We start from the raw sequence: 14,434 nt of genomic DNA on the forward strand, positions 1-14,434 counted from the left end.
AGCGCCGGGTTCGTCGGGTGATCCTCGTCGACCTGCCTTCCGGCCCCACCTTTCTGTCTCAGGAGGATCATCGGCGGTCCGGGGTCGAGTTCACCCTCTCGTCCTCATCAAACTCATTCACGCGGGGATCCAGATGCAGGGTCTCCTGGGTGAGGCCCTGAATGGCCTCCAGGCCCACGAAGGCCGGTTGCGGTTCAGCCACGGGGGCAGACCGATGCTGCTGGCATACACGGGCGCGAGGGTGCCGAAGGCACCATTGGCCAACCCCACACCGAAGCAGGCCATCACGGCGAGATGAAATCCTGCGCCTGGCGAAGCAGAACACGCTCATGCCGCGAATGCCCTAGGGTTCGGGCCAGGGGTGGACCAATTGGCTCAAAGCGTTAGGATGCAGGACTGATCCTGTCACCGACATCGCCCGTGTTTCCAACCCTCACATCCGTCTCCAGCCTGCTTCTGGGCATGGGCATCCTGGCCCGGCACCTGAATGGGGGGCAATGATGTTTCGTTGACGAAACGGTGCCAGCAGCAATCGCCCGATGGCCCGCCCGGGTGTCAGCCAGCGGATGCGGCTACCATGGCGACGATCGTTCAGCACGCGGTCGGTGAGCCTCAATCACCCTGGGGGAGAGGCACCACCGTAGAAACGTTCCGGGCCCAGTTTCTGGAGCAGGATCCGGGAGACCTGGTCTTCGTCCAGGTTACCTTGGGCAGAAAACAGGGGCTGGATGCGGCCCTGACCGCCGGCTTCCTCCATGAGACGACCGCTCATGGCATCTCCCATGCTGGACACCATGCAGCCCTCCGGGGCCACATTGAAAACGATGTCGTAACCAGCCTCCAGTTTACCCAGGGCCTCACCCACATAGGGGGATAACTCTCCACCGGGCCGGCCGGTTGGGATCAATCGACGTGACCGATCCAGTGCCTGCGCCATGCTCTCCGGCAGCGGTAATCCTGCCGCCCGGTACAGGGGGCGAGCCAGCCAGTGGCGGAACCCCCATTCCACCCCCAGGGCCCCGAGGAAACGGCCGGCACGGGCGTTGCGCAGGCGCCGCAGCGATGACCGTGTGCCCGGATCAGTGGCCCGGGACAAGCGTACATGGCTCTCGCGGACCGTCTCCAGACTGCGCCAACGCCGACTCGCATTCTTGTAGTCCAGATAGGACCACACGGGCGTGTAGGTCAGGTGGAAACGGCCTGGGCCAAGCAGCCTGAGCAGACAGTCGAACAGGGCCTCCACCTGGGCCACCCGCATGTACGTCTCGCCTTCCACGTGGATCTTCAACAGTGATGCCGCAGGCGGTGGATGCGTCACCCAGCGCCGGGCAAAATCCCGCAGTGGCCGCTGCAGCGAACGCCGGTGACGGCGCCATGCCGGCCACCAGGTCAACGCCCCCTCCGGCGCCTTGCACTCACGCTGGATCTGGAAGAGGGTCGCCGTCAACGCCCGATATTCCCCTCGCAAACCCGCCAGGGCGTCGGTGTCGGGGCAGCAAGCCGCCGCCTCGAAGAGCAGCTGGTGACAGACCCCCTGCAGCACCGCGCCCTGCATGCAACGCAGCAACACCGTCCTGCCCAGGCCCACGTCAAACCTCTGATCTTCCAGCCCCACCAGAAACCTCAGCAGATCTTCCGCCTCGTCCTCGCCGACCTGATCGCGCAGCGGGCCCGTATCCCGGTGGAACAGGAGCTTGTGGGTTTCCACATACTGACCCTGGCGACAGGGGCCCATCCCCTTGTTGTTGAACACCAGCAGGCGGCGCTTGCCGTAAAGCGGGGATTCTGGATCCTCGCGCAAACGGCGGAACCGTTCCACCAGGGCGAGTGTGTCTCCATAGACGGCGGCCAGCGGGGCACACACCGACTCGCCCGCCGCGGCGCGGCCATGGCGGATGGTGGCCTCCAGATCGTAGGTGTCGTCGTAGTTGTCCAGGCAGGTCAGCGGGGTGCTCTGCAGCACTGAAGTCACGAAACGATTGTCGGCCAGGGTCGGCAGTGCCAGCACGTCGCGGGTCGGATCGATACCGTCGGACAGGTCCGTGAGCCGTTGCAGGGTACGCACCTCGAAGCCTTCTTCCGGAGCCTGCCATACACCCTGGGACAGGTACTGCCGCACCTGCTGGGCATGGGTGTTGACCCGGTTTTCCAGGTGGGCGAGTTCCTGGATGGCCGCATCCGACTGAATCAGCAGAAAGGGCCTTTGCCGCGCAAATTCCGACATCAGCGGCAGGCTGACGCTATCGGGCCCGCAGAGGAAGGTGGAGACGAAGACCAGGGCCAGCGGCTGGCGGCCCGGGGCCTCCAGTTGCCGGAACAAGCGCCGCAATCGCCGATGACGCAGCCGGGCATGCAGCTGGCCCCGACTGACCGCCCTCACCAGGGTGGCCATGACCTGGGGATTGCGCCAGTAGAGGTGGGTCAGATCGTCATCCACCGTCACATCCAGGGCATGCGCGGGCACGGGGACCAGTCCGCGGTCACGCAGCAGGCGGCCGGCATGACTGTCGTAAAGCCCCGGGGTGAGGATGTATTCCCGGCCCAGGACCAGCGCAACCTCCTGCCCCTGCCCCACGGCCTCTTCCAGCTGGTCGGCCAGGCTATCCTGAAGTGTCTGGCGCCAGGCCCGCTGACCGGCCAGTGCCTGCGCGATGGCCGTTTCAAGGCGTGCCAGATCCACCTCGAGGCGATAGTGCGTGAATACGGTTCGCAGCTGCGGCAGCAACTGCGCCGCCAGCGCGGCAGGATCGGGATGGCGCAGGTTCAGGTGGAACAGCTGGATCCGTGCCCCGGGCTGCGCCTCCTGAGCCATGGCCCGTGCAGTGGCCAGTCCCCCCTGGTTGATGGTGCAACTGCGCCCAAGGCCAGCCCCATTGAGCGGCAGGAACTCGATCTGCGGCGCCAGGATGTATCCGTGGGGCTCGGCGGCCAGCCGGATCAGCTGGCCCACCACCCCCAGATGCGGGGCGCAGGTATCGACGCGGAATCGCGACTGCCCGGCCAGTACATCCTCGGTCCGCGGCGTGTCCACCTGTACCGGCACGCCCAGTTGACTGAACAGTTCGGCGAAAAACCCCGCCCACTCGGACACGGCGAACGCGCGGGGAATGATCAGGCGATCCGGCGCCTGACTTTGCGGCAACCGCTCATGGCTTTGCCGCCAGAGCGACTGGTAGGGGTCGGCCACCCGGGCTGTGTCCCGGTCCTTCTTGCGTCCCGTGGCCTCGTTGATGGCGCTGCAGCCGCCAAGGGTGAGGCGCAGCATGCCCTGTTGCGGGTCCAGGGTCTTGAGAAGGGTGCGATGGCAGCGGGCATCGGGATCCCCGCACACGGCCCCCTTGCAGGTGATGATGTGCTTGTCGTACTCCCGCTGGATGAAGGTGTCCAGGTCCAGGGTGACGGCATCAGCGGTCTCATCCGCTGCCGGCAACAAGCCCAGACAGGCCCGGTGGCCAGGCAAGGGCGGGATCAGGCCGTAAACCTTCTCCCCGATCAGACGCTGCAGGCGACTGATCACCGCCGTGGGCAGGGGGTGGCCCAGCATCGGCTGGCCGTGCAGCAGCACCACGGAACGCGGCGGCAGGTGGATCTGGTTCCATAGCGTGCGGGCCATGTTCTCCACCACCGCCCAGCAGGCGGAGGCCAGGATCACGTCATTGCCCACGCCACGCGCCTGCAGGGTACGGGCGTGCTCCAGGAGGAACACCGAACAGGTGGCATCCAGGTGGTGGGCGCCCGGGGCCGATAGGGCCTGTGTATAAGCCTCGGAGGCGGAAGACAGACCAAACAGGCTGGCCAGCGTGTCCATCAGGCTGCCGGTGCCGGCGGAGCACTTGATGTTCATGGCATTGTCGAACAGGTCGCCACCTTCCAGCAGCAGGGTGGAGATCTTCGTGTCCTCCCCGCCGATGTCCACCAGGATGCACCAACGGGTGTCCACGTCATGCCCGGCCTCGGCCAGGTGGCGCACGTGCTCGCGAGCCGCCTCCAGGGAGCCCCGTGCGTGGGCATAATTTTCCACCATCACCGACACCCGTCCATCCAGCGCCGGGTAGAGCCGGGTGAGTGCTTCGCGTACCTGGTAGCGGGCACTGCCGGTGATGCCGATGCGCCCCACGTTGAGTTCACGGTGACCGGCGTCGCACAGGGCGGTGAACAGGGCCTTCAATGTGGCGATGGTCTCGCCGGCATTGCTCTGCGACGCGGCGTGCAGCAGGCGGCCATCGTCGGCGGCCCTGACCACCATCTTGGCCATGGTGGAGCCCACGTCCAGGCCGATGTTCACCGGATGACCCGGGGGCCAGCCCTGCGGATCCAGGGCCGGTGCGGTCTGGCGGTGCAACTGTTGCCGTTCCTGGAGTTCTGCTTCCAGGGTGTGAAAGGCCGGATGGTCGAAGACCAGCCTCACCGGATCGGGCGGTGCTGACGGGATCATCGGGTCCGGTTCCGATTCATCCAGGGCCCGCAGACCTTCCAGGGACAGGTTGGCGTCAGCGAGGTGGGTGATATGGCGCACACCGGCGTCGCCGAGGGCATCCCGGGCGCAATCCCGGGCAAAGGCCCAGCGGAACAGACCGCCACTCAGCAGCACCCGGTCCACGGGCAGGGGCAGCCGTCGACAGGCCTTGTTGACCTCGGATTTCAGTGTGACCGCCAGGGCGTGGGCCACCGGGATACCCTGATTCTTGTCGGAGATGGTGGCCGACGCCCCGAACACGCCACAACGATCGGCTCGCACCGGCAGGGCCATGCGCCGCTCCCGGCCCGTCTCGCCCAGATACTCGGCAAGCACCGTATCCACAGCTTGGGCGGGGACATCCAGTTTTTGCAGAACACGGCTGAGGTTCGTGCCCGAGCCGGCACCACAGCGTGGGTGCGTCACCAGCCCGGCGTCCCCGGCGCCACCATCGAGGTCCAGACGCAGGGCCAGATAGCCGGAAGCGGAGATTTCCAGGAGACCCAGCCTCTGCCCGGGGTAGTCACGCTGCTGGCGCACCCGCAGGGCGGCCCACAGGGCGGCGGCGGGCAGGACCGAGGAACCGTGCCCCAGCAACTGACGCACCGGCTCGGCGAGTTTTCCCGTGAGGCGCACTGCAGCCCGTTGACTCGCTTCCTGCAGTCCACTCTCGCGTACCTGCCTGGGCAGATGGTGACCGGTCTCCAGCTGCCATTCACGCGCTGGTGCCCCCTGGACATACAACACGGCCCTGACCTGGCTGACGCCGGCGTCGATGTAGAGCCTGGTCGAATCTTTTCGCGACATGCTCCAAGTGTGGTGCATCTTGAGAGCGGTGTGAACGCTCACTGGTGTGAAACCACAATCTTGATCCAGCAAATCATGGACAGCGAGGAGCGTCTGCGCCGGATCGCCCAGGCGATGCCGGGGGTCATCTACCAGTTCGCGCACGATCGCCAGTCCCAGGCCAAAGCCGGGTGGGATGGATTAAGCTACCCCCATGAGGATGCACTGGCAAACCGGTCTGTTGTTGGCGGTGACGCTCCTGGTCCTGCTGGGTGTTCTCGCACTGCCGCCCTTGCCTCAGCCCGAGAGTTACCATGACTTCGCGGCCGACGGGGCGTGGCTGGGGATCCCCAATGTCGCCGACGTGGTCTCCAATCTGGCCTTTGTGTGGGTCGGTCTGCTGGGAGTGATCTGGGTGACCCGCCACCCTCACCGGTTTCGCGAAGCGCACCAGTACTGGCCCTATCTGACGTTTTTCGGCGCTGTGATACTGGTAGGGATCGGATCGGCTTATTACCACTGGGCCCCGGATCATGGGCGGCTGTTCTGGGACCGCCTGGCCATGAGCCTGGCTTTCATGGCCATCCTGGCGGCGATCCTGTCGGACCGGGTCGGTGCCTGTCGGGGTACTGTCGTCCTGCCGGCCTTGCTGCTGGTCGGCGCCCTCGGCGCCATTCATTGGTACTGGAGCGAACTTCAGGGAACCGGCGATCTGCGCCTGTACATGCTCACCCAGGCCCTGCCCCTGGTATTGGGTCCGCTGATGGTACTGCTTCATCCCAGTATTTACACACGCGACAAGGATTTACCGGTGGCGGTGGTCTGGTACCTACTGGCGCTGGGGGCCGATCGACTCGACCATCCCATCCACGACCTCACGGGCGGCCTCCTGAGCGGCCACACCCTCAAGCACCTGCTAGCCGCCCTGAGCGTCTACTGGATCCTGCGCATGCTGCGCCGACGCCAATGGCGCCCGCGGGCTTGATCAATCGCCCTGACCGGGTCAGCGCCTGTACCATGCTCTCCGGCAGCGATCATCCTGCCGCCCGGTACAGGGGGCGGGCCAGCCAGTGGCGCAACCCCCATTCCACCCCCATGGCCTGGCTCCACACCACTCGGTACTGGTGACCAAGTACATGCAGGCCAAAAAATACGGCGGCACGCGGCATTTTGCTGGAGTTCGGCTGTCCTAGTAGGCGGGTGTAAGGCGTATTCATCCTGGTGCCCCGCTCTCTTCTTGTCCATGCAGGTATTTCCCGTGCCCAGAATCAATCCCCCCGTGGCCTGGTCCACTTCACTGTTTTTTGCGTTCACCAATCTGTTGGCGTTGACCGTGGTGCCCTGGTGGGGATTCACCCAAGGGTACAGCGGATGGGCCTGGCTGGCCTTCGGGGTGCTGCTGGCCCTGGGGGGTATGAGTATCACCGTGGGGTATCATCGCCTCTGGGCCCACCGAACCTTCAAGGCCCGCTGGCCCCTGCGAATGTTGCTGGCTGTGTTCGGCGCCATGGCATTGCAGAACAGCATCTACAATTGGGCGGCCCGGCATCGCAATCATCACCGGTACGTGGATGATGTGGATCGCGACCCCCACTCCGTTCGGTCTGGATTCTGGCACGCACACATAGGCTGGATGTTGCGGGAGTGGCCCGCGAGCCAGCCCGATTTCAGCACCGTGAAGGACCTCACCCGAGACCCGATTGCGCGCTTTCAGCACCGGTACTACTGGCTGCTGGCCTGGTCCACCAATCTGCTGTTCCCCCTGACCCTGGGCTTGATGCTCGGGGATGTGGTCGGCATGCTGCTGCTGGCGGGGGTTTTGCGGCTGGTGGTCAGCCACCATTTCACCTTTTTCATCAACTCTCTGGCCCATACCTGGGGCAAACGCCCCTATAGCGATGACAATACGGCCGTGGACAATGCCCTGGTGGCTCTGGTGACCTGGGGTGAGGGCTACCACAACTATCACCATGCCTTTCAGTCGGACTACCGCAATGGAATTCACTGGTGGCAGTACGATCCCTCCAAGTGGTTCATCAACCTGTGCGCCTGGGTGGGGTTGGCGCACGACCGTCGGCGCGTCCCCCGCTTCAGGATCCAGCGGGCCCGCATTTCCACCCAGTTTGCAAGGCTTCGGGCGCGACTTGAGGTCACGGGTGTGGCCCCTAGCTGGAGTGAGGCCCTGGACAGGGAATATCATCAGTTCAAAGAGACCGTAACCCAGTGGCAGCAGTGGCAGGCACGCCGGGTACAGGTCGGGCGAGAGGCGCTACGCGACCGCTGGACACGCATCGAAATGCGAACGGCCTACAAGGAACTGGAGTATCGCCTGCGGATGCAGCGCCAGCGTCTGCGGGTACTGCATGCAGCTCTCTCCCAATGAACAGGCTCAATGCCCCCCCGGAAGCGAATTCCCCGGTTGATCTTATGCCAATTAGCACTAGACTCAGCTAGAAGCCAACCGTGGGTCAACTTGGGGGGCGGAGATGATGTGGCTCGATCGACAACTCCGGCGGCAGGTACGCGAAGGCTGCCTTGCTTTGCACCTGCCCGATGGCTCCAGCAAACGGTTCGGTGACGGGGAACCCCAGGTCAACCTGCATGTACATGACCGCAAGGTATTGCAACGCTTGGCCTGGGACCCGGCGCTGAACTTCGGTGAAACCTACATGGAAGGCGGCTGGGATCCAGGGCCCGAAGGTCTGCGGCCCTTGGTGCACCAGGTCATGCGCAATTTTGCCCCCGCGTTCCGAAAACGTCGCAGCCTGCCTCTGGTCGTCCTGCGCAGGCTATGGGAGCAGGGTAACCGCATCACCCGCAGCTACGGGAATATTTCCCATCACTACGATCTGGAAGAGTGGTTGTTCCGGCGCTTTCTGGACCGGGACATGTACTACTCCTGTGCCTATTTCCGCCGTCCGGACATGACCCTGGAGGAAGCCCAGCAGGCCAAGGCAGACATGATTCGGCGCAAGCTGCTGCTGCAGCCCGGCATGCGCGTTCTGGACATCGGCAGTGGTTGGGGCAGCATGGCGTTCCATCTGGCAGAACATGCGGATGTCCAGGTGGACGGTGTCACCCTCTCCCGCGAGCAGTTGCGCGCCGCCAGTGCCGAGGCCGAGCGCCGCGGGCTGTCGGACCGGGTGCATTTCCATCTCCAGGACTATCGGGAACACCGTGGGCAGTACGATCGTATCGTCAGCGTGGGCATGTTCGAGCATGTGGGGCAGCCCTACTACCGGCGCTACTTCCAGCAGGTTCACGATCTGCTCAAGCCCGAGGGCGTGGCGCTGCTGCACACCATCGGTCGCGTGGACCCACCGGGCAAGACCAACGCCTGGCTGGCCAAGAACATCTTTCCCGGTGGCTACACGCCTGCGCTGTCAGAAGTGGCAGCCGCGGTGGAAAAAACCCCGCTGATGGCCACCGACGTGGACGTATGGCGCCTGCACTATGCCGAGACCCTGGCCGAGTGGTATCGGCGTTTCCAGGCCATTCGCGACGAGGCCGCCGAACATTTCGATGAGCGCTTCTGCCGCATGTGGGAGTTCTATCTGGCCACCTGCGAGGGCAGTTTCCGTTACTGGGGCCAGGTGGTGTTCCAGGTCCAGTTGGCCAGAATCCATGGGGTGATTCCCGAAACCCGGGATTATCTGTACCAGTCGGAGCCCGCCCACAACATCAGGCACGCCGAAGAGGACGCAGATACAGGCAAGGCGATTGCCTGAATTGAGGCACATGGGCGACACGAAGACGGCCGGCAAAGGCGTGCTCGTTGCTCTGTCCTCAAAGGTCGTACGCCAGGAACAGCCGACGGCGGCTGGGCAGGTCCAGCGCGGCGGAAGGCTCATCCAAAAGCATCAGCCTTGGATGCTGCGATCAACATCCAGTTGACGGAAAACGCCCATGAGCGTTCAGCGTTTCGTGGTTGGATCACCCAGGATAGGTTATGTTATAACCACCCCGTATTACCTGACTCTAGCACTCGGATAGAGGCGCCCGCATGCTGACGACCCGCGAACTGCTCCAGATGCCAGACAGCGAGTACATGAACGAGGCGCAACTCGCCTATTTCCGCGCCGAGTTACAGAAGATGCGCGCTGAAATCATCAATGATATTCGCATCACCACAGATCACTTGCGCGAGACCCCGCGAGCAGCGGACGAACTGGACCGTGCCGCAAGGGAGGAGGAGCAGAGTCTGGAAATCCGTTTGCGAGAGCGCGAGGCCACCTTGTTGCGCAAGATCGATCAGGCCATGAAACGCATCCAGGATGGAACCTATGGCTACTGCGATGTGACCGGAGAGCCCATCGGCCTGAGGCGCCTTCTGGCCAGACCTACCGCCACCCTCAGCATTGAGGCCAAGCAACAGGCGGAAACCCGGGAAAGGAGTTACCGAAGCCCTTGAGTTCTTCCTCCACCTCTTCCATTCAATATCCCATGGAGTGCAGTCCATGAAGCCGCTTCCCGTGACCGTTCTGTCCGGATTCCTCGGTGCAGGAAAAACCACATTGCTCAATCACGTATTGCGCAACCGATGCGGCATGCGGGTGGCCGTGATCGTCAACGACATGAGTGAGGTCAACATTGATGCGGCTCTCGTCAGATCAGGCGACACGAATCTCTCCCGGACTGAAGAGCAGATGGTGGAGATGACCAATGGGTGCATCTGCTGCACCTTGCGCGAAGATCTGTTGCTGGAGGTCCGCCGACTCGCCGAAGAAGGGCGCTTTGATTTCCAAAAGGCCAGCCAGGCGCCGGGGTGGGTCCAGGAAATGATGGGGATCCATACTCCCGAGACCAAGGCCCATACCGGGGAAGCCCCATGAGCGTGGCAGACACCGCAGATATGCCGTTGGCGCCCGTTGCCGGCATTCTGACCACGGAACAGCCGCAAGACTTCTCGCTGATTCACCGGCTTGATTGCAGCATGGTGCGATGGCAGCGGCGGCCGGTTGAACACGAGCAAGAATTGATTCGCCTCGCCGCTCCAGAATCACCCAGGCTCAAGAGCGTCGTGGTGCTGGACGCATTGCATGACCTGCTGAAGGGCCAATTGGGTGCTTCCAGAGCGATGCAATGGCTTGCGGCCGACATCCAACTGCTGGCGAGTCATTTTCAGCGCGTGTCGGGACATACGCTCCTGGATATCAGCCTGGACACCATCAGCCGTCAGGAGTGCCCCTATTTTCATATAGATAATATGGATTTACGGCTGGTATGCACCTATCTGGGGACAGGCACAGAATACCTGGACGACAGTCAAGCGGATAGAGACTGGTTGGGACAGGGCGAGAACGAGAAGGTCTGCTGTGGCAATCAACCTCATCAGGCCGCGCCCATGGATGTCCTTCTCATGAAGGGGCGCACTTACCCAGGGCCATCAGACCGAGCCCAGGTGCATCGGTCCCCCGAGCCATCTCCTGGGCAGCCCGAGCGTCTGCGACTGCGAATCGATGGTGCATCGTGACCAAGCCTTTTGGATGCGATCCGTGCAAGCCAGCGGAATGTTCAAGATCGACAACCGGGAGCGTCTGCGCCGGATCGCCCAGGCGGTGCCGGGGGGCATCCACCAGTTCGAGCGTCGCCCGGATGGCAGCACGCGCATGCCCTATGTCAGCCGCAAGTTGTGGGAGTTGTACGACATTGATCCGGAAATCGTGATCTTTGCCTTCTACATGATGATCTGCCTGGTGATGCTGGGCGTGGGACAGTTTTTGGTGCTGATCTAGGGGCCGGGCCACCTGGCCAGTTTTGCCCTGGTGGCCATCCTGCTCTGCCTGGGCTTGATCCCCATCGCTCTGCCCCCGGCCCTGCCGCCTATCCCATCAAGGCCCAGCCTCTGTCACTGAAGGCGCTCTACCACAGGACCCCAGTGGGCGTGATCTGCGCGCCGTGAGTGGTTTTCGGTGTTCATTTCAGACCCTTTAGGCATTGAGATTTTCAATAGTCACCCGCCCTAGCCCCGTCTATAGTCCAGCCGCTGCCGAAACCGGTTCCTGTACAGGTTCGACAGCGGCTTCAGATCCGCCAGGGCCTGGAGCGTGCCGATGTCGGCACGGTGATTCACGTGAGCGGCCCAGATCCGGGCAATGCTGACTCGATCGGGATGGGACTCAATCCGCTCCAGCGATGCATACGGCGCGACCCATCCTGGCTCCAGGGTGCGATACAACCAACCGATGGCACCTCAGGGAGCACTACCGTGGAAAGCACATGCAGCACCTTGATAGTCCGTGAAGCAGGTGGCGCACCCGGCAAAGCTTGTGTTTTCGATACCTGTCATTCTCCAACGGGCCTCGCTCGGCCATACGTCACCGGCGAATGACAGTCACTCCCTTCGGGCAGCGTTCAAGTACAAGGTCCCGGATCAGGCTGAAATCGGCAGCCTGGGCATAGATCAGGTTTCGTGTCATTTTGCTTGCAATCAGCTTGATCACGCGCTTGCGCTCGTAGACCACGACCTTACGGATACGTTTGAACGGGGTGTGCATGCTCTTGCGGGACAAGGCGAGCAGGCTCGCGCCGGCGGCTGAAGGGTTGCCGGAGGCCAGCCCTGCCAGGAAACCTACCCGCGCCATCAGATCCGTGCGCTTGACTCCCCTGGATGGCATCTCGATGTGATCGATACCCTTGTCATCCATCTCAAACAGGATGGAATAGCGTCCGCCGCTCATCAGAACGTAGATCGGATAAGCGATGATCATCAGACAGAGCATGATGCCGGCAACGATCGCATAGACCTGGCCAAAGGCCCGTAAACCCGGCATGAATGACCCTTCCAGGGTCTCGATCACCAGGAGCAGCAGGGCCGGCATCAGGGCCGCCAGCAGGATGATTTTGAGAAGCATCATGGGGATGACGGTATCCCGCCATAGACTGACATCATGGAGCCATCGGTACTCCTTGCCGCGCCGGGTGATGTTTTCCGAAACTCTCTCGACGCTGGGGCCGACTGAATCTGGTGACCCATCGGCGGCGTCTCGGGTCATGGTGGTACTGTCTTTCATGATTCTCTATCCAGCCCTTGTGTTTGTGGCGTGACCATCTTCAGTCAATACTGGGCCCCCAGCCGCCAAATGGATTTCTCACCCCCTGAGACGGCGGTCGTTCTACCAGCACACCGGTTTTAAGGCCACGCTCGAACTCATATTGATTTATCGATCTCGCCATCCCGGTAGTAGGTCTATACGCCGTGCGGGACGAATCGCAGGGTCGGTGCCTGGTCTGGCGAACCAACCAGTAATCTTCGGCGCTCATCCAGTATGATCTTCTCGACATAACTGCCCCGGCTTTGCTGCCTTCAATCGAGTGTTCACACAGCTTCAGGCTTGCGCTTCCGGATAGCGGGAAACGCGGCTCACATCCTGAGCCCTCGCGCAGGGCCTGGACACAGGCGGTGTGGATTCCCGTGGCTCTGGCCCCGGGAATCACCCCCAACTGCTGCTTGGAAAGGCTCAAATTTCATGGATGAACGCCATCAGGTACCCTGAACGCTGGTTGGCCACCGATCACAGCATCCTTCGCAGATCGCGCCCCTGCCAGGGCGGATTTCCGGTCGGGCAGACGAGGTTGGCCACGGATTCAGGTAAAAGATCGCCGGATTTTATCTTAAGCTCATAATCAGGATCGGTATCAGGTAATAAGGCTTTATTCCAATGTCGTCAATTTAGGCCGCCATCCCAGGTAATGGGTTGACGTATTTCGACTTTCTCGGATTGGAGCGACCAGGCCGAATCATTTCCTGATCCCGGACGATCCAGGCCAGGAGCTCAAGGATTGAAGCCAAGGGGTCCTGGGATCGCCGGAGCGCATGGAACTGCTCACGGAACCTTAGGATCGTCGCCCGGAAGTTGATGCAGTAATCTCGAAAGCGGTGGGCCGTCATCTGCCGGGCCACCGGCTGAGACCGAGCAACACTTATGGCGGCCAGGATGAGCGTCAGGAAGCGGGCGTAGATTTCCTGGTACACGTTCCACCGGTCGCGGGTTCGAAATCGCTCCATTCCGAGCCAAGCCTTGAGGGATTTGTAGAATTCTTCGATACCCCATTACCAAGACCGCCATAAAAGTATTTTGACAAGCCCAGAAACGCCGTCAATACTCGACGTCTGGATCCTAGTGAAACGTGGGCAGCGGCAACTCTAGGAGGTCGCGGCGTAGTCCTGGGTCCGGGATCGGAACCGAGGCAGGAGGTACGACCAGTTTAGAAGAAGTTCTGGCATCGGCTCGAGCCAGATGCACGGTCAATTTGGGGGGAAGAGGCATGACTAAGGCAATCCAATCCGGCGCGCGGAGTCGAGCATGGCTGAAGCGGGTAGCAATGATCACCAGCCTGGCGGTGCTGCTCAGCGGCTGCATGGCAACTATGGATAGGCAGGGCCAAGGCACCGTCATTGGAGCCCTTGGCGGCGCGATAGTCGGCAGTCAGCTTGACGGGAAGAGGGGCGCCGCTGTGGGAGCTATCATAGGTGGCGGAGCGGGCTACCTGATTGGCCGGCACTTGGACGAGCAGGAAGCTGCCCTGCGCAACGAACTGGGTCAGCAGATGAGCGATGGGAGCGTTTCGCTGGAGCGCACGGGAGGCAACGAGGCAATGGTGTTGTCGATGCGGGGCAACGTGTTATTCGGCACGGGTAGCGCAAGTGTGAGTCCAACCGCCTACGACTCGCTAAACCGCCTCGCCCGGGCTTGGCACGATAACCCTGACCTCAACATTATTATTACCGGTCACACGGACAATGTTGGTCCACTCGAATTCAACCGCGATCTGAGCGCGCGGCGAGCCGAGAACGTTGCCCTATATCTTGTCAAGCGCGGAGTACCATACCGCAATCTATACACCCGAGGGGCGGGCGAACTCGCGCCGGTGGCTAACAACAACACTGCCCGTGGTCGCAGCCAAAACCGCCGGGTCGATTTGGTGTTTTATCCAGCGAGCGTGCCGCCGCCAGAGGTTCGGTTGGTCTACACACATGACACAGAGCCGCGTTCGACCGAGCCGCGTGTGGCCACCCATCAGCCACAATCGGGGCCGCCGCATCAGCGCCCTGAGGCCGCGTACGCCTTCACAGATGAAGATAGAGCCTTGGCTCAGCGCCAGCAGCAAGAAGTCCGGGGCTCGGAGGAAACCGAACCACTATCGCCGATTCGGTCGGCATCCGAATTGGTTAAGCATCTATGAGGGGTA

At 62.3% G+C, this 14,434-nt stretch carries 12 protein-coding genes and 1 pseudogene; 8 read left to right on the top strand and 5 right to left on the bottom strand.

Annotation, left to right across the window (positions count from 1 at the left end):
* Positions 1-67 precede the first annotated feature (67 nt).
* Entirely contained in the window at positions 68-202 is a 135-nt protein-coding gene (locus ECTHA_RS20500) for a hypothetical protein (RefSeq protein ID WP_274520788.1), read from the bottom strand.
* Between the two features lie 414 nt (positions 203-616).
* Positions 617-5,263 (bottom strand): acyl-CoA dehydratase activase-related protein, encoded by a 4,647-nt coding sequence (locus ECTHA_RS0102680; protein WP_025281006.1) that lies wholly within the window; start codon positions 5,261-5,263, stop codon positions 617-619.
* A 193-nt stretch (positions 5,264-5,456) separates the two neighbouring features.
* On the opposite strand from ECTHA_RS0102680, the gene ECTHA_RS0102685 reads away from it, so the two are divergent.
* Positions 5,457-6,227 (top strand): ceramidase domain-containing protein, encoded by a 771-nt coding sequence (locus ECTHA_RS0102685; RefSeq protein WP_025281005.1) that lies wholly within the window; start codon positions 5,457-5,459, stop codon positions 6,225-6,227.
* Between the two features lie 49 nt (positions 6,228-6,276).
* Here the strand turns inward: ECTHA_RS0102685 and ECTHA_RS20195 are convergent, their stop codons facing one another.
* Complete coding sequence (locus ECTHA_RS20195; RefSeq protein WP_156946803.1) at positions 6,277-6,459, bottom strand: hypothetical protein; 183 nt, start codon at positions 6,457-6,459, stop codon at positions 6,277-6,279.
* Positions 6,460-6,500: 41 nt separating this feature from the next.
* Between ECTHA_RS20195 and ECTHA_RS0102695 the strand changes: the two genes are divergently transcribed.
* The 6 genes and pseudogenes from ECTHA_RS0102695 to ECTHA_RS0102725 all read left to right on the top strand — a co-directional run bounded on the left by ECTHA_RS0102695 (position 6,501) and on the right by ECTHA_RS0102725 (position 10,977).
* Positions 6,501-7,625, top strand: coding sequence for an acyl-CoA desaturase (locus tag ECTHA_RS0102695; protein ID WP_156946805.1), 1,125 nt, complete (start codon positions 6,501-6,503; stop codon positions 7,623-7,625).
* Positions 7,626-7,728: 103 nt separating this feature from the next.
* Complete coding sequence (locus ECTHA_RS16865) at positions 7,729-8,970, top strand: SAM-dependent methyltransferase (RefSeq protein WP_051582553.1); 1,242 nt, start codon at positions 7,729-7,731, stop codon at positions 8,968-8,970.
* A 278-nt stretch (positions 8,971-9,248) separates the two neighbouring features.
* Complete coding sequence (dksA, locus tag ECTHA_RS0102710) at positions 9,249-9,653, top strand: RNA polymerase-binding protein DksA (protein WP_025281003.1); 405 nt, start codon at positions 9,249-9,251, stop codon at positions 9,651-9,653.
* Positions 9,654-9,699: 46 nt separating this feature from the next.
* Positions 9,700-9,984: pseudogene (locus ECTHA_RS0102715) on the top strand (GTP-binding protein); the annotation flags it as partial.
* An 86-nt stretch (positions 9,985-10,070) separates the two neighbouring features.
* The gene (locus ECTHA_RS18840) at positions 10,071-10,715 is read left to right on the top strand and encodes a DUF1826 domain-containing protein (RefSeq protein ID WP_051582554.1); all 645 of its coding nucleotides are present in this window, start codon (positions 10,071-10,073) and stop codon (positions 10,713-10,715) included.
* 22 nt (positions 10,716-10,737) lie between these two features.
* The gene (locus ECTHA_RS0102725; RefSeq protein ID WP_128571859.1) at positions 10,738-10,977 is read left to right on the top strand and encodes a hypothetical protein; all 240 of its coding nucleotides are present in this window, start codon (positions 10,738-10,740) and stop codon (positions 10,975-10,977) included.
* Positions 10,978-11,204: 227 nt separating this feature from the next.
* On the opposite strand, the gene ECTHA_RS0102730 is transcribed toward ECTHA_RS0102725, so the two are convergent.
* Entirely contained in the window at positions 11,205-11,420 is a 216-nt protein-coding gene (locus tag ECTHA_RS0102730; protein WP_025280999.1) for a hypothetical protein, read from the bottom strand.
* A 139-nt stretch (positions 11,421-11,559) separates the two neighbouring features.
* On the bottom strand, positions 11,560-12,255 hold the full coding sequence (locus ECTHA_RS0102735) for a hypothetical protein (RefSeq protein ID WP_026623485.1): 696 nt from the start codon (positions 12,253-12,255) through the stop codon (positions 11,560-11,562).
* Positions 12,256-13,510: 1,255 nt separating this feature from the next.
* On the opposite strand from ECTHA_RS0102735, the gene ECTHA_RS16880 reads away from it, so the two are divergent.
* Positions 13,511-14,428, top strand: a complete 918-nt coding sequence (locus tag ECTHA_RS16880; RefSeq protein ID WP_084306664.1) for a YiaD family glycine zipper/OmpA-like lipoprotein — start codon at positions 13,511-13,513, stop codon at positions 14,426-14,428.
* Positions 14,429-14,434 lie beyond the last annotated feature (6 nt).

The sequence above is a fragment of the Ectothiorhodospira haloalkaliphila ATCC 51935 genome, from assembly GCF_000633935.1.
Classification (GTDB): domain Bacteria; phylum Pseudomonadota; class Gammaproteobacteria; order Ectothiorhodospirales; family Ectothiorhodospiraceae; genus Ectothiorhodospira; species Ectothiorhodospira haloalkaliphila.